The organism is Noviherbaspirillum sp. ST9, assembly GCF_048799745.1.
Taxonomy (GTDB): domain Bacteria; phylum Pseudomonadota; class Gammaproteobacteria; order Burkholderiales; family Burkholderiaceae_D; genus Noviherbaspirillum.
The window spans coordinates 532717-549576 of the sequence record NZ_JBLWFR010000003.1 but is presented as its reverse complement, the minus strand read 5'-3'; the positions used below and the strand labels follow the sequence as shown (position 1 = coordinate 549576).

The window sequence follows — 16860 nt, the reverse complement described above, 5'->3', positions numbered from 1 at the left end:
TTGACAGCGGGAGTGCCTTATTCTCCCTCGGCGAGCGTCTGGTGCACGAAGGCGGACAGGATCAGCCGTTCGTGGATGGACACGTCGAGGAATTCAAAACCGTGCTTGTAGCCTTCGCCCCCCTCAGCCGGGGAAATGGAACGCAATGCTGTTTTGAGATTGAGGATTTCGTCCTGTCCGGCCGCATGGACTTTGAACTTGATGGTCCCCTCCTCGCCCTTCTCCCCGAGAACCTGCTTCAATGTTCCTGACGCGCCTCCCATGCTCAGGTCGGACAGCACTGCCGCGCCGACGCGCTCAGGCTTTTCCAGGCGCACGGACGCGATGATGTTGACTTGCGCACGCACGCCGCGGCGGACAACGGTACACCGCACCTCCTTCGGGAAGACCAAGTGCAGGTAAGGGTGCGGGGAATGGACCGATTTGACTGCTGAAGTCACGAATGCATAGGCCTTCTTTCCTGCGAACGCGCGCACGATAAAGGTCTGGCCTTCGCGAATGAATTCAAGCTTGCCGTCCACTGCCGGCGCGGTCACCATGACGGTCTTGTTCTTGACGAAACCGATCAGGCGAACGGTGTAACGAATGGCGGGATTGTCGATCTGCTGCAAATACAACGTCTCGCCGACGTACCAGCGGACGTCATCCATGCCAACGATGATCTCCTTGTTGGCGTTGGCGTCGGAGGACGGCGGCGCGGGGTCGGGGGCGACGGAATTTCTCCGTGCGGAGGCTGGCGGAACGCGCGATTCACGCGCCGCCTTGGGGGAAAGGTCCCAGGTTGAATCCTCGATGAACCCATTGCCGATGAGGCCTTCAAGCTGGCTCCGGCTTTCGATCACGCATCCTTCTGCAAGAAGGAGATTTCCATGCCAGTCGTAGATCGCTTGCGGCAAGGGCTTGCCCACAGCGAGTTCTGTGACACGTACAGGAACCAGAGAAACTACCGGATCAGCCATGTTCCCTCTTTGTTAGCGCATGCAATCGATCGATTCGCTGGCGCGCCTTGCCGGCACGACCATCCATCCCAGTCGGGGAGCGAAAGAATGTTACCTCATTCGAGGAGCTGAGTAGGATTATCCTGCATTTCCTTGTGGAAAAAAGCCGTTGCCACATCGACATCGCGCGTCCGGCTGAAGGGCGGCAGGCTCTGCCAGATTCGCCGTCCGTATGGCTTTGAAATGAGGCGCGGGTCGCAGATCATCAGCACGCCGCGATCCGTTTCGTCCCGAATCAGCCGGCCGGCACCCTGCTTCAGGTTGATGATGGCGGCAGGAAGCTGATGGTGCACGAATCCGTTAAGCCCCTTTCGTTCAAGGGCGTCGATACGCGCCGCGAGTACGGGATCGTCAGGAGGCGAAAACGGCAGCTTGTCGATAATGACGAGTGAAAGCGCTTCGCCTCGTACATCAACGCCCTCCCAGAAACTCTGGCTGCCGATCAGTACGGCATTTCCCGCGGCGCGAAAACGGTCAAGCAGTTCAGTACGTCCCGCTTCGCCCTGCACCATCAGCGGAAAACCGAGCTTGCGCTTGTCGAACTCTTCGCGCAGGCGCTCGGCCGCCCGATTGACTGCGCGTATCGTCGTGCACAGGAAGAAGGCCCGCCCGCCGGATGCCTCGATCATTGGCAGGGCCGCATCGATAACGGCGTCCGTGTAATTCAGGGAATTCGGCTGTGGCAGGTTCTCCGGCACGTAGAGCAAGCCTTGGCTCCCGTAGTTGAATGGACTGGGCCATGACTGCGCCGTTTCATTCCACAATCCCATCTGGGAAGCGTAATGATTGAAGTCGTTTTTCACCGCCAGCGTGGCTGACGTGAAAATCCAGGCGCGCGGGGTTCCTTCGCGCTGCTTGCTGAAGATTGGCGCGATCGACAGCGGTGTCCGGTGAAGCTGGAGCGATGACGAAAAGGCTTCCACCCACAGCACACGCTCCTGCTCCGGCGTCACCTTGTCCGGATCCGCGCTCTGCGCGCTGTCCCATGCGGCGAGCTTGTCGGACAGCTCGATCGCACGCGCACGGCATTGCTCGATGGTTTCCGCGCGCTCGGCCTGGGTTTCAAGTACCGCCACCATTCCGTGTAGTTCGTCCTGCAGCTTTTCAAGTGCGGGGAAGAACGCGCTTGACGGTGCAATCTGGTTCACTGCGAGCCTGACGACGTCCTGGGGAAATGCCAGTCGCAAATCACGGGCGGCACGCTCGACAGTCGAGACAACCTTTGGCCAGTCGGCACCATCGCGCGCATGCGCCAGTCCCTCCGCAAGCACGTCGCGGCATAATTCGAGGACTTGCGATGTAGAGACTGTCTCGCCGAAGAACAAGGTCGCGGTTTCCGGCAACTGGTGCGCCTCGTCGAAGATCACCGTATTCGCGGACGGCAAAAGCTCGGCAACACCCGTGTCCTTAAGCGCGACGTCGGCAAAGAAAAGGTGATGATTGACGACGACGACGTCAGCCTGCTGTGCTTCCTTGCGCGCCTTCATCACGAAGCAATCCTGGTAATACTGGCACTCCGCGCCCATGCAGGTGTCGCGCGTCGATGTGACGAGATTCCACACCGATGCGGACTCGGGAACACGTGCAAGCTCAGCCTTGTCGCCTGAACTGGTCGTCTTCACGAATCGGGAAATATCGCGCAGGTACCCCACATCCTCACGAGACGTCAGCCGGCCGTTCTGCAAGGTGCGCTCGAGGTGAAAGTGGCACACGTAATTGGCACGCCCCTTGAGCAGCGCGACGGAGACAGGTGCACTCAATGCCTTGCGTACCGTCGGAATGTCGCGCAAGTAAAGCTGGTCCTGCAGATTCTTGGTGCCGGTCGACAGGATGACCTTGCCACCCCATAACAATGCAGGCACGAGGTAGGCGAAGGTCTTGCCCGTGCCGGTGCCCGCTTCCGCGATCAGTGTCTTCTGCGAAGCGATGGCCGCAGCAATGGCCTTTGCCATTTCTGTCTGCGACTGACGCGGACGAAAGCCGGCGACCGCCTGGCTGAGTAGCCCGGAAGCATGAAACAACTGCTCGATTTCGGCGTCGTGGTCACCCGATTCGGGGGTTGAGGCGGAGTGTTCGGTCAAAGCTGAGGTGGACGGGTGGGTAATGAATCGTACCCGAAGCCTTACGCAGGGATATCCGGGACAAGTTGCATTTTCAACAATGTTATGTGATCCTTCAACTGAAGTTTGCGCTTTTTCAAGCGCCGCAGCTGAAGTTCGTCACGCAGAACATCACGCGCAAGCAGTTCGATAACTGCGTCGAGATCGCGATGCTCTACCTCCAGTTCGACGATTCTTCGCTGTATATCTTCCGTTGGAATCATGATGGCGTTGTTGAATGCGGTAAGTGACTTATATTTTAAGAGTGAATACCGTGCGCGGCTAGCGTCACGGCTTCGTCGTCCGGAATTCAGCAGGTAAATGCCGGGTTAATGGTGATTCGATGCTCCGGAACAACATGACGCTGCGCCTATAAATACTCGTGAAGAGTTGTAACAAAACAGAACAAGGGTACGTGCGAAATTTTTCGCATGCAATAATTTTTTGAGTCCGACATGTAATTCCATCGAACCCATGAGCCAATACAAGATTGAAGCAGGCACCGGGCAACATATCGGTGACCGCAAAGAGCAGCAGGATCGCACCGCGCTGTTTGCCGCTCCAAGGGCGCCGGGATACGTCATGGCGGTGGTCGCGGATGGCATGGGCGGATTAAGCGGGGGGGCGTTAGCGGCCGAACAGGTAATCCGAACGGCAAAGCAGGCGTTCGACCATTTCTCGCCACAAACCGACGACGTCGGAAAAATGCTCGAGACGATCGCGCTGGACGCGCATACGATCATCAAGCTGACTTCTTTCTCCTCCGAAAAGAACCCCCACAGCACCATGGTAGCCCTCGTGATCTGCCCGGACCGCACGGCGGTGTGGGCACATGTCGGCGACTCCCGGCTATACCGCTTCGAAGGCCCGAACTGTGCCGAACGCACGATTGATCATTCCTACGTGGAGCTGCTGGTAAGGGAAGGCAAACTGTCGCGGGAGGAAGCCAAGAACCATCGCTTGTCCAATGTACTGGTCAATGCGCTTGGTTCGCATGACCGCGAACCGCAAGTCACCCTCCGCAGGTATGAGGGATTGAAGGCAGGGGATGCCTTCCTGTTATGCTCGGATGGCCTTTGGCACTATTTCACCGATGCGGAGCTCGGCGCCGCCATCGCGATGAACTCGCCTCGCCAGGCCTCCGAAATGCTCATCAACAAGACGCGCGAACGCACCACCGATGCGGCCGGCGATAACTGCACCCTCGCCATCGTGAAATTGGTAGAACCGCCTGTGGAAACCAAGAGCTACACCGTCGGGAAAATGAAGCGCGCGGTCTGATCGCACTCACCTCAATCTTCCCGCACTTGCGCCCGGATCACCCGGGCTTTTTATTGTCCGCGTGTTTAGACTTGCGTTTCTGTTCTTTCTCAGCCTTGCGCTGTGCAACCTTCTGCTGCCGCTCCATGGCTTCGCGCTTCTTCTTTTCGTAGGCGGCAACGTTGGCCGCGCGCTCCTCGGCAGTTAACCTATCTTCTGTCCTCGGCTTGGGCGCCTTTGGCGCCGGCTGTGTTTCAGGATCATTGGGAAGTGTGGTTTGCACCTTCTCCGACGTGGTAGCGGGCGTCGCGGCGGCCGTCGCTTCCGACTCGGTCGCAGGCGTCCGGTTTGCGCGTTCCTGCCGCTGCTTTTCGTCCTTTTCCAATCGCTCGGCCAGAGCCTGATCGCGTTCCGACACACGCACCTTGCGCTTGAACGCACTTGCCTCAAGTTCAACCGGGCGTAATGCAGACAAGGCAATGCGCCGCCGCTCCTTTGCCTTCTGAATGCACGACGTCGTAAAGAAGTTGGGATGGCACGCCTGCTCTTCAGTCTGATACCGCGCGTCGATCGCGCCCCGCTCGGCCGCTGCCGCTGACAGCGCCGCATCTGCCTCTTCAATGGATCGAATCGAGCCGGACGGATAGCGATCCGACACCTTTTCGAGTGCCTGTGTCGGCGATGTCTGCGCAAACGCAACCGCCGCCCACGCGGCAGCAACGATGCCGAAACAGATTTTGATCCTGCGAGCAGTCATAGGTGCTTCCATGGCCATGCCGTTCGTCACGCCAGCGCCCCCGCAACGTCGCGTCGTTCACTTTCCATGTACTCCGAGGACTGCATTTCGATAATGCGGGAAACCGTGCGATGAAACTCGTTCGCGAGCATGCCTTCCGTATAAAGCTGGTCCGGTTCGACCTCGGCGGACATCAGGAGTTTGACCTTGTGGTCGTAGAGGACGTCGACCAGCCAGGTAAAACGGCGAGCCTCCGAAGACATCGAGGCTGACATGCGAGGCACGGCGGAGAGAATCACCGTGTGGAACTGGCTGGCAATTTCCAGATAATCATTCTGCGAACGCGGACCGCCGCACAGCGTCGCGAAATCGAACCAGATCACGCCGCCCGCACGGCGCAGCGCCTTGATATCGCGCGCTTCGATGCGGATGTGAGGATCCTCGTCTGCCATCTCGGCAAGGTTGGCAAATGCAGTGCGCAAGGCGTGGTCGGCTTCGGCGCCGAGGGGCGTGTGGTACGCCTCGACCTGCTCCAGCACCCTTTTCCGGTAATCGACACCGGCATCGACATTCATCACGTCGAGCTTTTCCTTGAGCAAGGCAATCGCCGGAAGGATGCGGTCGCGATGCAGCCCGTCGGGATATAGCGTGTCCGGGGCGTAGTTGGACGTCATGACAAACGAAACACCGTTGTCGAACAAGGCTTTGAGCAGGTTATAGAGGATCATCGCGTCCGCGATGTCCGATACGTGGAATTCGTCAAAGCAGATCAGACGGTACTTCTTCGCAATGCGGCGCGCCACTTCGTCGAGCGGATCCGCCACGCCTTTCAGATCGTCCAGCTGGCGGTGAACCCCGCGCATGAATTCATGGAAGTGCAGACGCGTCTTGCGTGTGACGGGCACAACCGAATAGAAGCTGTCCATCAGGAAGGATTTGCCGCGCCCGACACCGCCCCACATATACACACCACGCGGCACTTCCGGCCGGCTGATCAGGCGCTTGAGCTTGTTCGAACGCTGCGACTTGTAGGTGACCCATTCATCGAAGCACCGCTGCAGTCGCTCGACGGCCCGAAGCTGCGCCTCGTCCGATTGATAACCGCGCTGCCCAAGCGCGTGCGCGTAAAACTCCCTGACGTTCATATGATCTGTTTCGCTGGTTGCTGCGTAGTGTCTGGCCGCCTTGCCTGTGCCCGGCGGTGAAACATGAAAATGGGCGAGACTCGCTCGCCCATTCGTCCAAGAAGCTGATTCCAGGCAATCCGTAGGGATTATGCCCGTGTTGCCAGTATTTGACAGGCGCCGGAAAAAACCTTGTCTGCACTCACTGCGGATTCATGTCGACTGTCACGCGCGAGGGATAGGTTCCACCACCGAAGCGGACAGGAAAGCTCAATCCCACCCCAACACCGACATGGCTGCCACCACCACCTACACCGACACCCATGCTCGAACCATACGGATTCGAGGGCCGGAAAACGATTTCCGATGTGCGGAAGCCGTCCTTGTTGCACAGTACGCGAAGGTCGCCGCTTGCGCTGCCCACGTTGACCGATGCCGGTGTGATGACGTTCCAATTCCCAGCCCCCGTGCTGACAGCGCAATTTGCTCCAGCAAGAGCCTGTCCGCGCGACGCCGTTTCAATGGCAATCACACCGTCACTCGATCCTGTCGTGGCACAAGCAGCGATCGCCAGCGGCAACAACAGGATCAGGTGACGCATACGTCCTCCTTAGAAGTTCAGCGACCTCTTGTCGACCGCGAGTGCGGCTTCCTTGGTCGCTTCCGACAGGGACGGGTGAGCGTGACAGATGCGGGCGATGTCTTCCGACGACGCACGGAATTCCATCGCCACGACCGCTTCCGAAATCAGTTCGGATGCCATCGGGCCAATGATGTGCACGCCGAGGATTTCATCGGTCTTGGCATCGGCCAGGAACTTCACCATGCCGGAGGTATCGCCGAGGGCGCGCGCACGACCATTTGCCATGAACGGGAAGGTACCGGCCTTGTAAGCGACGCCTTCCGCCTTCAACTGCTGCTCGGTCTTGCCAACCCAGGCAATTTCCGGGGACGTATATATGACCCAGGGAATTGTGTTGAAGTTCACATGACCGTGCTGGCCCGCAATGCGTTCGGCAACCGCGACGCCCTCTTCTTCCGCCTTGTGCGCCAGCATCGGGCCGCGCACGACGTCGCCGACTGCCCACACGTTCGGCAGGCTGGTCTTGCAGTCGCCGTCGACGGCAATGAAGCCACGCTCGTCCAGCTTCAGGCCGACACCTTCCGCATTCAGGCCGATAGTGTTCGGGACGCGGCCGATTGAGACGATCAGCTTGTCGAACACTGCCTTCTGCGCATTGCCCTTGTCGTCGGTGTACTCGACGGTCACGTCTTTCTTGCCGGCGGTAATCGAACCAATCTTCACGCCAAGGCTGATCGCCAGGCCCTGCTTGACGAACAGCTTGTGCGCTTCCTTGGCGATCTGTTCGTCCACGGCGCCGAGGAAGGCCGGGAGCGCTTCCAGCACGGTAACTTCCGAGCCGAGGCGGCGCCAGACGCTGCCCATTTCGAGGCCGATCACACCTGCGCCGATGACGCCGAGCTTCTTGGGCACGGAATCGATGGCGAGTGCGCCGGTGTTCGAGAGGATCAGTTTTTCATCGAATGCCGCATTCGGCAGCGCGCGCGGGTTGGAACCGGTTGCAACGATAATGTGCTTGCCGGTGATCGTTTCTTCGGTTGCGCCAGCGACCTTGATCTCGTAGCCGTTCGCATCGCCCTTGACGAAAGAGCCGCGGCCATGGAAGAAGGTGACCTTGTTCTTCTTGAACAGGTACAGGATGCCGTCGTTGTTCTGCTTGACGATCGTTTCCTTGCGCGCCAGCATCTGGCCGACGTTCATCGCCAGGCCCTTGACCTCGATGCCGTGATCGGCAAAGGCATGGCCGGCGTGCTCATAGTGTTCGGACGACTGCAGCAGCGCCTTGGAGGGGATGCAGCCGACGTTGGTGCAGGTGCCACCCGGCGCCGGGCCGTTCTTGGCATTCGTCCACTCGTCGATGCAAGCGGTGCTGAAGCCGAGTTGCGCAGCGCGGATCGCCGCGATATAGCCACCGGGGCCGCCACCGATGACAACCACATCAAAATTCTTCGACATATTCGTATCCTAATTTTCCGCAGAATGGACAACGCACACGGAGCAGGCAGTTTCCTTGCTCCGTGTGCGCATGGCGTGATGGATTACAGGTCCAGCAGGAGGCGCGCCGGATCTTCCAGCGCTTCCTTCATCGCGACCAGGCCGAGCACGGCTTCGCGGCCGTCGATGATGCGGTGGTCATAGGACATGGCCAGGAAGTTGATCGGACGGATCACGATCTGACCGTTCTCAACGACCGGGCGGTCCTTGGTTGCGTGGACGCCGAGAATTGCGGATTGCGGCGGGTTGATGATCGGGGTGGACAGCATGGAGCCGAACACGCCGCCGTTCGAGATGGAGAAGGTGCCGCCGGTCAGTTCTTCCAGCGTCAGCTTGCCGTCCTTGGCCTTGGTACCAAATTCAGCAATCTTCTTCTCGATGTCGGCAATGGTCATCTGGTCGGCGTCGCGCAGGATCGGCACAACCAGGCCGCGCGGCGAACCGACAGCGATACCGATGTCGAAATAGCCGTGGTAGACGATATCGTTGCCATCAACGGAAGCATTCAGAACCGGGTACTTCTTCAGTGCGGCCACAGCAGCCTTGACGAAGAAGGACATGAAGCCGAGCTTCACGCCGTGTTCCTTCTCGAACTTGTCCTTGTACTTGTTGCGCAGGTCCATGACCGGCTGCATGTTCACTTCATTGAACGTGGTCAGGATCGCGTTGGTTGCCTGGGACTGCAGCAGACGCTCGGCGACGCGGGCGCGCAGACGGCTCATCGGGACGCGCTCTTCCGGGCGGTTTGCGAGGTCGGTCAGGCTGACCGGCGCTGCGACCTGCTGCAGTGCCGGCTTCGGTGCTGCTGCCGGTGCCGGAGCTGCGGCCGCCGGTTTGCTCAGCGCGCCGATCACGTCGCCCTTGGTCACGCGGCCATCCTTGCCGGTACCGGCAACTTGGCCAGCAGTCATGTTGTTGTCGGCCAGCATCTTGGCGGCGGCAGGCATGGCGATGCCAGCTGCTGCAGAGGACGCCGGAGCGGGAGCCGCAGCAGCCGGTGCCGGTGCGGCAGCAGGCGCGGGAGCGGCTGCCGGGGCGGCGACTGCGCCTGCCTTGGCTTCGGTATCCAGCTTGGCGATCACTTCGCCGGCGACGACGGTGCTGCCGTCGCCCTTGATCACTTCGACGATCACGCCGGCGTCCGGCGCGGGAAGTTCGAGGACCACCTTGTCGGTTTCGATGTCGATCAGGTTTTCGTCACGAGCGACTGCTTCGCCAACTTTCTTATGCCACTGCAACAGGGTTGCTTCTGCAACCGATTCCGACAATTGCGGAACTTTCACTTCGATAATTGCCATGTAACTCTCCGTTTCGGGTTGTTCGTGCGGCGCGCCAGCTTCTGGCGCGCCGTCGGGTCTTTATTTCGTCAGGACGAAGCCTTTGAGCTTCGAGAACGCGGTGTCGATCAGCGCCTTTTGCTGCGCGTAGTGCTTGTCGTAGTAGCCGACAGCGGGCGACGCGCTGGCCGGACGGCCTGCGTATGCCAGTTTCTGACCGTCTTCCAGATTCTCGAAAATGTTGTGCTGAATCTGGAACCACGCGCCCTGGTTCTGCGGTTCGTCCTGCGCCCACACCAGTTCCGCGAAGTTCGGGAACTTCTTCAGTTCTGCGGCGAATGCCTTGTGCGGGAACGGATAGAGCTGTTCGATACGGATGATCGCGGTGTCCGAAGCGCCGCGCTCCTTGCGTGCATTGACGAGGTCGTAATAGACCTTGCCGGAGCAGGCAACCACGCGCTTGACCTTCTTCGGATCGATCTTCTCGTCGACCTCGCCGATGACGGTCTGGAACTGGCCCTTGGCCAGTTCGGACAGCGGCGAACCGGCGTCCTTGTTACGCAGCAGCGACTTCGGCGTCATGATGACGAGCGGCTTGCGGAACAGGCGAATCATCTGGCGGCGCAGCAGGTGGAAAATCTGCGCTGCCGTGGTCGGCTGCACCACTTGCATGTTGTTGTCCGCGCATAGCTGCAGGTAACGCTCCAGACGGGCGGAGGAGTGCTCCGGACCCTGGCCTTCGTAACCGTGCGGCAGCATCATGACGAGACCCGATGCACGACCCCACTTCACTTCGCCGGAGCTGATGAACTGGTCGATCACGACCTGGGCGCCGTTGGCGAAGTCACCGAATTGCGCTTCCCAGATAGTCAGCGTATTGGGCTCTGCGGTCGAATAACCGTATTCGAAGCCGAGCACCGCCTCTTCGGACAGCACGGAGTCAATGACGTTGAACGAAGCCTGGTTTTCGGAGATGTTTTGCAGCGGGATGAAAGTACCTGCGTCCCAACGCTCACGGTTCTGGTCGTGCAGCACGGCGTGACGGTGAACGAAGGTGCCACGGCCTGCATCCTGACCAGTGAGACGGACAGCATAGCCGGACGCGACCAGCGATGCGTAGGCGAGGTGTTCGCCCATGCCCCAGTCGAGATTCATGTCGCCCTGGCCCATAGCAGCGCGATCTGCCAGAACCTTCTCGACCAGCGGGTGGACCTTGAAGTTTTGCGGCACAGTGGTAATGCGTGCAGCCAGGCGCTTCAGTTCTGCGAGCGGAACGGCGGTGTCAGCGGCATCCGTCCACTTGCGGTTGAGGAACGGCATCCAATCGACCGCATACTTGCTCTTGAAGTTGGAGATAACCGGATCGACCGTGTGCTTGCCGGCATCCATCGCGTCGCGGTAAGCCTTGACCATGGCGTCGCCTGCGTCGGCCGGAATCGTGCCCTGGGTGACCAGCTTGTCGGCGTACAGCTTGCGAGTGCCCGGGTGCTTGCCGATCTTCTTGTACATCAGCGGCTGCGTCAGCGCCGGGGTGTCCTGCTCGTTGTGGCCCAGCTTGCGGAAGCAGATGATGTCGACGACCACGTCCTTCTTGAATTCGAGGCGGTAGTCGAGGGCGATCTGGGTTGCCAGGATCACGGCTTCCGGATCATCGCCGTTCACGTGCAGCACCGGTGCTTCGATCATCTTGACGACGTCGGAGCAGTACAGCGTCGAACGGGAATCACGCGGGTCGGAGGTGGTGAATCCGATCTGGTTGTTGATGACGATATGAACCGTGCCGCCCGTGCCGTAGCCGCGGGTCTGCGCAAGGTTCAGCGTTTCCATCACAACGCCTTGGCCTGCGAATGCGGCATCGCCGTGGACCAGGATCGGCATGACTTGCGAGCCGTCCTTGTCGCCGCGGCGGTCCATGCGCGCCTTGACCGAACCTTCAACGACCGGGTTGACGATTTCGAGGTGCGACGGATTGAACGCCAGCGACAGGTGGACCGGACCGCCGGGGGTGGACACGTCGGACGAGAAGCCCTGGTGGTACTTCACGTCGCCGGCGGGGAGGTCGTCGGCGTGCTTGCCTTCGAACTCGGCGAACAGATCCTGCGGCATCTTGCCCAGGGTATTAACCAGCACGTTCAGGCGGCCGCGGTGGGCCATGCCAATGACGATTTCCTGGATGCCCTTGTCGCCGGCGCGCTGGATGGTTTCGTCCAGGGAGGCGATGAAGCTTTCGCCGCCTTCGAGCGAGAAGCGCTTCTGGCCGACATAGCGGGTATGCAGGTAACGCTCGAGGCCTTCGGCCGCGGTCAGGCGGTCGAGGATGTGCTTCTTCTTCTCGGGCGAAAAATTCGGGGTGGAGCGAACCGACTCAAGGCGTTCCTGCAGCCAGCGCTTCTGTGCGGGGTCGCTGACGTACATGAATTCGGCGCCGATGGAACGGCAGTAGGTATCGCGCAATGCCTGGAGCAAGTCGCGCAACGTGGCAGTTTCGGGGCCGAAGTACGTGTTGCTGATATTGAACACGATGTCCTGGTCGGCATCGGTGAAACCGTAGAAGCTCGGCTCCAATTCCGGAATGTTCGGGCGCTCCTGGCGCTGCAACGGGTCGAGGTTGGCCCAGCGGTTGCCGAGGAAGCGGTAGGCTGCGATCAGCTGCGTGGCTGCCACGCGCTTGCGGCCCATTTCGGCGTCCGTGGAAGCGGTGACGGTGCGGATCGGACCTTGCTTTGCGCGCTCTGCGAACGAAGCGATGACCGGAGCGTGGGCAACGTCAGGCTTGTTCGAGCCGTCGACGGCGGGAACATTCTGCATCGCATCGAAATACGCGCGCCAGTTATCGGGAACGGAACCAGGGTTGTTGAGGTACGCTTCGTACAGTTCTTCCACGTACGGTGCGTTGCCTCCAAACAGATATGAATTGGAGAACGACTGTTGCATCATCTTGCTCACCTTTCTTCGCGTTTCGCGAGATTAGCGGGTTAATCTAACCTTCCGCGACACGGCCTGACCGGTTAGCGGATCGCACATCAAGTTGTGGGGGAAGGGCTACGTGACCTGAGGTGTTACGAAGCGCGAGCATAACATATTTATCAAGGTCAACGTAACCGCTAACTTGGCCAATTTGCCGCGCTTGCAACGGCTTTTTTTCACCCCGCCCATGCGCTTGCAAAAAGAGAAACCGTTATGCCGCAAAGCAGCAAAAACGCATGGTTACGCCAAATTAATTTCATCCCCTCCCCGCTTTATCAGCAAGCTGTAAGGCGCGTATGGCACCCTGCAGCAAAATGAAGCCTTAGAAGAATTGAGAAGACATGGGGAAGCGCATCCTGATCGCCGACGACGAGCCCAATATCGTCGCTTCACTCGAATTTTTAATGGAGCGGGAAGGATTCGAAGTCGTCACAGCCGCCGACGGCGACGCTGCCATAAAGGCAATGAAATCCGGGAGGCCGGATCTTGTATTGCTGGACGTTATGATGCCTGGCAAGAACGGTTACGAGGTTTGCCGTCATATTCGAAGCGATCCCGGATGGCAGCAGGTAAAAATTGTCATGCTGTCCGCAAAGAGCCGCGACACCGACATTGCCAAGGCGCGGGCGCTAGGCGTGGATGCCTACTTGACCAAACCGTTTTCAAGCAAGGAGCTGGTGCATCAGGTCAATCAGCTTCTCGGCGTCCATCAATGAACGAGAAGAGAAAATTCATCGCAGCGCTCGCCGCGCTGTACACTTTCCTTGGTGCTGTCACCATTCTCCTGTACGTCGTCCTATGGGCCACACTCGGGCCGGACGAGCAAAGGGCCGTCCTTCACATCCTGGACGGACGCGAGGCACTCATCATTTTCATCTTGCTGGCTGCGCTCGCGGCAATTGGACTGGCGTTCGAATTCCTGTACAGGCATTACGTCAGCGCGCCGCTCCGCCTCGGCGAAAAACTGGGTGTCATCGTGGCCGCGAACAACCGCGTCCGGCTCCCGCAGGAAGGCTCTGCGGAGCTGCGCAGCTTGACGACAACCATCAACCAGCTCGCGGACGAACGAGATGCCCTGCTGCACGACGTGCAAGAAAAAATCGCCGACGCCAAGGCAGCGATCGAAGAGGAAAAAAACCGATTTGCCGCGCTGATGTCGGAGCTGAGCCAAAGCGTCATTGTCTGCAACGGAGACGGCCGCATTCTGCTCTATAACAATCGTGCCCGGATGATGTTCCAGGCCCCTGAGGGCGGCGCCGACTCGGCAGGCAACTCCCCGGTCGGCCTCGGACGCTCCATTTTCGCCGTATTGGAGCGCAGTTTGATTACGCACGGCATCGACCGGATTCATCAGCGACTCGACGCAGGCGATGCGCAACCGATCGCGAACTTTGTTACTTCAGCGCAGAACGCACAACTGATCCGCGCCCAGATGGCGCCCGTGATGCACCTGAATGGAGACGGCAAGCCGGAAGTTGGCGGCTATGTGCTGACACTGGAGGACATCACGCGGCGTTTCGACCTCGAGAGCCAGCGCGACATGGTGCTGCAATCCCTGACAGAAGGCAGCCGCTCGTCGCTCGCCAGCGTCCGGGCGGCAGTCGAAAATCTGCTCTCGTACCCGGACATGAGCGCGGCACAGCGCGACCGTTTCCTCGGCATTGTGCGCGATGAGGTAGAGGTCATGGGCGCGCGGCTCGACAGGACGGCGAATGAGTTCGCCGGGGCGCTGAAGGCGCGGTGGCCGCTGGACGATATGTTGGGTGTCGACCTCGTCCAGGCGGCACGTCAACGCATCGAGCAAAGGCTTGGCCTTCTTACCAAGACCGAGGACATCGACGAGGACTTATGGATCAAGGCGGACAGTTACTCCCTGCTGCAGGTTGTCTGCTATCTTGCCGCGCGGCTGAAAGAGGAGTTCGAGGTACGCGAGGTACGTTTTCGACTCGTCCGTTCCGAGAGACTCGTCCACCTCGACCTCTCATGGTCAGGCGTTATCATCAGTCCGGAAACGTTGGTTGGGTGGGAACTCGATCCGCTGACCGAGGGCGGTGAAAACAGCCCGCTTACATTGCGAGAAGTGGTTGAACGACACAACGGCGAGATCTGGTTCCAGTGCGACAAGGCCTCCCATCGCTCCTTCTTTCGCCTGCTCGTGCCTGCCGCACCCGCGCCGGCAACGGCCGCATCTGTAACGCACCGCGGAGAAGGACGGCCGGAATACTATGACTTTGACCTATTCCGTCAGACAGCAGAGTCGCGCGCACTGGACGACCGGCTGTTGACTCAGTTGACGTACACCGTCTTCGATACGGAGACAACAGGGCTCGATCCAACCGCCGGAGATGAAATCATCCAACTGGGCGCGACACGCATTGTCAATGGCCGCCTGCTGCGCGGGGAGGTCTTCGACTGCCTTATCGATCCCGGGCGTCCGGTTGCGCCGGAATCCGCAAAGATCCATGGCATTACAAACGACATGCTTGCAGGCCGCCCACGTATCGAGCGCGTGCTGCCTGACTTTCACGCCTTCTGCGAGGATACGGTCCTCGTTGCTCACAATGCCGCATTCGACATGCGCTTCCTTCAAATGAAGGAAGGAAAGACCGGAGTCGAATTCCGCCAGCCGGTCCTTGACACGCTTCTGCTCTCCGCCCTCATCCATCCTAACCAGGAGTCACATCGGCTTGAGGCGATTGCCGAACGTCTTGGTGTCCACATCGCAGGACGGCATACTGCCTTGGGCGACGCCATCGTAACCGGTGAAATCTTCCTCAAGATGCTTCCCCTTCTCCAGGAAAAGGGCATTCGCACGCTGCGCCAGGCTCGGGAAGCTGCCGAGCGCAATTTCTACGCGAAACTGAACTACTGATTTTCCGTCAGCACAAGAAAAAACCCGCCGGAGCCGGAAAGCTCCCGCGGGTTCTTTTTTGCAGAGCCAGGCAGGACGTCATCCTGCCCGTAATGCCTATCAGCCGCGTTTGGCGATCGGCGGCACGTCACGCTTCGGCGAGCCGACGAACAGTTGACGCGGACGGCCGATCTTCTGTTCCGGGTCCGAGATCATCTCGTTCCACTGAGCGATCCAACCGACGGTACGCGCCATCGCAAAGATGCCGGTGAACAGCGAGACCGGGATACCCAGCGCGCGCTGGACGATACCGGAGTAGAAGTCGACGTTCGGGTAGAGCTTGCGCTGGACGAAGTAATCGTCTTCCAGGGCGATCTTCTCGAGCGCCATGGCGAGCTTGAACAGCGGGTCGTCATGCAGGCCCAGTTCGTTCAGCACTTCGTAGCAGGTTTCGCGCATCAACTTCGCACGCGGGTCGTAGTTCTTGTAGACACGGTGACCGAAGCCCATCAGCTTGACGTTCGAGTTCTTGTCCTTGACCTGTGCAATGAATTCACCGATACGCTCGACGCCGCCCTGCCTCTGGATGTCTTCCAGCATGTTCAGTGCAGCTTCGTTCGCGCCACCGTGTGCCGGGCCCCAGAGGCAAGCGATACCGGCAGCGATACAGGCAAACGGGTTGGCGCCGGACGAACCTGCGAGGCGAACCGTCGAGGTCGACGCATTCTGTTCGTGGTCGGCATGCAGGATCAGGATGCGATCGAGCGCGCGGACCAGGACGTCGTTGACCTTGTATTCTGCGCACGGGGTGGCGAACATCATGCGCATGAAGTTCGCGCTGTAGGACAGGTCGTTACGCGGATACACGAAGGGCTGACCGACGGAATACTTGTACGCCATTGCCACCAGCGTCGGCAGCTTGGCGATCAGGCGGATAGCCGACACTTCGCGGTGATGCGGGTCGTTGATGTCAAGCGAGTCGTGGTAGAACGACGACAGCGCGCCGACGGTGCCGACCAGCACCGACATCGGGTGCGCATCGCGACGGAAGCCGCGGAAGAAGAATTGCATCTGCTCGTGCACCATCGTGTGGTTGGTCACGGTGCTGACGAACTTCTCCTTCTGTGCTGCGTTCGGCAGTTCGCCGTTCAGCAGCAGGTAGCAGGTTTCGAGGAAGTCGCAATTGACCGCGAGCTGCTCGATCGGATAGCCGCGATACAGCAACTCACCTTTGTCGCCGTCGATGTAGGTGATCGACGAGTTGCAGGCTGCAGTCGACATGAAGCCGGGGTCATACGTGAACTTGCCCGTTGCGCCATAAAGCTTGCGGATGTCGATGACATCCGGGCCGATGGAGCCCTTGTAAATCGGGAGGTCCAGCGACGGGGAACCGTCAGAGAACGACAGTGTTGCTTTGGTATCAGAGTTGGTCATGTCTCTTCCTTCTAGTGAGGAGGGGTGAGTCGATTGC

13 protein-coding genes are annotated in these 16860 nt (G+C 59.6%); 3 read left to right on the top strand and 10 right to left on the bottom strand.

Translation table 11 applies throughout. The annotated features are described in order from the left end of the window. Positions 1–17: 17 nt before the first annotated feature. From ACNOHI_RS08910 to ACNOHI_RS08900, 3 genes are all read right to left on the bottom strand, one after another. The gene (locus tag ACNOHI_RS08910; RefSeq protein WP_420474305.1) at positions 18–959 is read right to left on the bottom strand and encodes a flagellar brake protein; all 942 of its coding nucleotides are present in this window, start codon (positions 957–959) and stop codon (positions 18–20) included. Positions 960–1054: 95 nt separating this feature from the next. After that, entirely contained in the window at positions 1055–3103 is a 2049-nt protein-coding gene (locus ACNOHI_RS08905; protein ID WP_420474361.1) for an ATP-dependent DNA helicase, read from the bottom strand. A gap of 17 nt (positions 3104–3120) precedes the next feature. Next, positions 3121–3321: a YdcH family protein gene (locus ACNOHI_RS08900; protein WP_420474304.1), complete on the bottom strand. Its 201-nt coding sequence runs from the start codon at positions 3319–3321 to the stop codon at positions 3121–3123. A 250-nt stretch (positions 3322–3571) separates the two neighbouring features. On the opposite strand from ACNOHI_RS08900, the gene ACNOHI_RS08895 reads away from it, so the two are divergent. After that, a complete protein-coding gene (locus ACNOHI_RS08895; RefSeq protein WP_420474303.1) occupies positions 3572–4378 on the top strand; it encodes a PP2C family protein-serine/threonine phosphatase in 807 nt (268 codons plus the stop codon). A gap of 37 nt (positions 4379–4415) precedes the next feature. Here the strand turns inward: ACNOHI_RS08895 and ACNOHI_RS08890 are convergent, their stop codons facing one another. The 6 genes from ACNOHI_RS08890 to ACNOHI_RS08865 form a co-directional block, all read right to left on the bottom strand. Continuing rightward, positions 4416–5132, bottom strand: a complete 717-nt coding sequence (locus tag ACNOHI_RS08890) for a hypothetical protein (RefSeq protein WP_420474302.1) — start codon at positions 5130–5132, stop codon at positions 4416–4418. An 8-nt stretch (positions 5133–5140) separates the two neighbouring features. Next, positions 5141–6238, bottom strand: coding sequence for a cell division protein ZapE (gene zapE, locus ACNOHI_RS08885; RefSeq protein ID WP_420474301.1), 1098 nt, complete (start codon positions 6236–6238; stop codon positions 5141–5143). Between the two features lie 181 nt (positions 6239–6419). Next, positions 6420–6818: a hypothetical protein gene (locus ACNOHI_RS08880; protein ID WP_420474300.1), complete on the bottom strand. Its 399-nt coding sequence runs from the start codon at positions 6816–6818 to the stop codon at positions 6420–6422. A 9-nt stretch (positions 6819–6827) separates the two neighbouring features. Then, complete coding sequence (gene lpdA, locus ACNOHI_RS08875) at positions 6828–8255, bottom strand: dihydrolipoyl dehydrogenase (protein ID WP_420474299.1); 1428 nt, start codon at positions 8253–8255, stop codon at positions 6828–6830. An 83-nt stretch (positions 8256–8338) separates the two neighbouring features. Next, positions 8339–9592 (bottom strand): 2-oxoglutarate dehydrogenase complex dihydrolipoyllysine-residue succinyltransferase, encoded by a 1254-nt coding sequence (odhB, locus tag ACNOHI_RS08870; protein WP_420474298.1) that lies wholly within the window; start codon positions 9590–9592, stop codon positions 8339–8341. 60 nt (positions 9593–9652) lie between these two features. Further along, the gene (locus ACNOHI_RS08865; protein WP_420474297.1) at positions 9653–12508 is read right to left on the bottom strand and encodes a 2-oxoglutarate dehydrogenase E1 component; all 2856 of its coding nucleotides are present in this window, start codon (positions 12506–12508) and stop codon (positions 9653–9655) included. Positions 12509–12879: 371 nt separating this feature from the next. Here ACNOHI_RS08865 and ACNOHI_RS08860 point away from each other — a divergent pair, with 371 nt between their 5' ends. Further along, complete coding sequence (locus ACNOHI_RS08860) at positions 12880–13254, top strand: response regulator transcription factor (protein ID WP_420474296.1); 375 nt, start codon at positions 12880–12882, stop codon at positions 13252–13254. Next, positions 13251–15410 (top strand): exonuclease domain-containing protein, encoded by a 2160-nt coding sequence (locus tag ACNOHI_RS08855; RefSeq protein WP_420474295.1) that lies wholly within the window; start codon positions 13251–13253, stop codon positions 15408–15410. The genes ACNOHI_RS08860 and ACNOHI_RS08855 overlap by 4 nt, the downstream gene beginning before the upstream one ends. Before the next feature lie 99 nt (positions 15411–15509). On the opposite strand, the gene gltA is transcribed toward ACNOHI_RS08855, so the two are convergent. After that, entirely contained in the window at positions 15510–16823 is a 1314-nt protein-coding gene (gltA, locus tag ACNOHI_RS08850; protein WP_420474294.1) for a citrate synthase, read from the bottom strand. Positions 16824–16860 lie beyond the last annotated feature (37 nt).

Bases quoted from the DNA above. Each gene is read 5' to 3' on its own strand.
- zapE (WP_420474301.1), bottom strand. From the start codon at position 6,238: ATGAACGTCAGGGAGTTTTACGCGCACGCGCTTGGGCAGCGCGGTTAT.
- ACNOHI_RS08895 (WP_420474303.1), top strand. From the start codon at position 3,572: ATGAGCCAATACAAGATTGAAGCAGGCACCGGGCAACATATCGGTGAC.
- lpdA (WP_420474299.1), bottom strand. From the start codon at position 8,255: ATGTCGAAGAATTTTGATGTGGTTGTCATCGGTGGCGGCCCCGGTGGC.
- ACNOHI_RS08880 (WP_420474300.1), bottom strand. From the start codon at position 6,818: ATGCGTCACCTGATCCTGTTGTTGCCGCTGGCGATCGCTGCTTGTGCC.
- gltA (WP_420474294.1), bottom strand. From the start codon at position 16,823: ATGACCAACTCTGATACCAAAGCAACACTGTCGTTCTCTGACGGTTCC.
- ACNOHI_RS08910 (WP_420474305.1), bottom strand. From the start codon at position 959: ATGGCTGATCCGGTAGTTTCTCTGGTTCCTGTACGTGTCACAGAACTC.
- ACNOHI_RS08890 (WP_420474302.1), bottom strand. From the start codon at position 5,132: ATGGCCATGGAAGCACCTATGACTGCTCGCAGGATCAAAATCTGTTTC.
- odhB (WP_420474298.1), bottom strand. From the start codon at position 9,592: ATGGCAATTATCGAAGTGAAAGTTCCGCAATTGTCGGAATCGGTTGCA.
- ACNOHI_RS08900 (WP_420474304.1), bottom strand. From the start codon at position 3,321: ATGATTCCAACGGAAGATATACAGCGAAGAATCGTCGAACTGGAGGTA.
- ACNOHI_RS08860 (WP_420474296.1), top strand. From the start codon at position 12,880: ATGGGGAAGCGCATCCTGATCGCCGACGACGAGCCCAATATCGTCGCT.
- ACNOHI_RS08855 (WP_420474295.1), top strand. From the start codon at position 13,251: ATGAACGAGAAGAGAAAATTCATCGCAGCGCTCGCCGCGCTGTACACT.
- ACNOHI_RS08865 (WP_420474297.1), bottom strand. From the start codon at position 12,508: ATGATGCAACAGTCGTTCTCCAATTCATATCTGTTTGGAGGCAACGCA.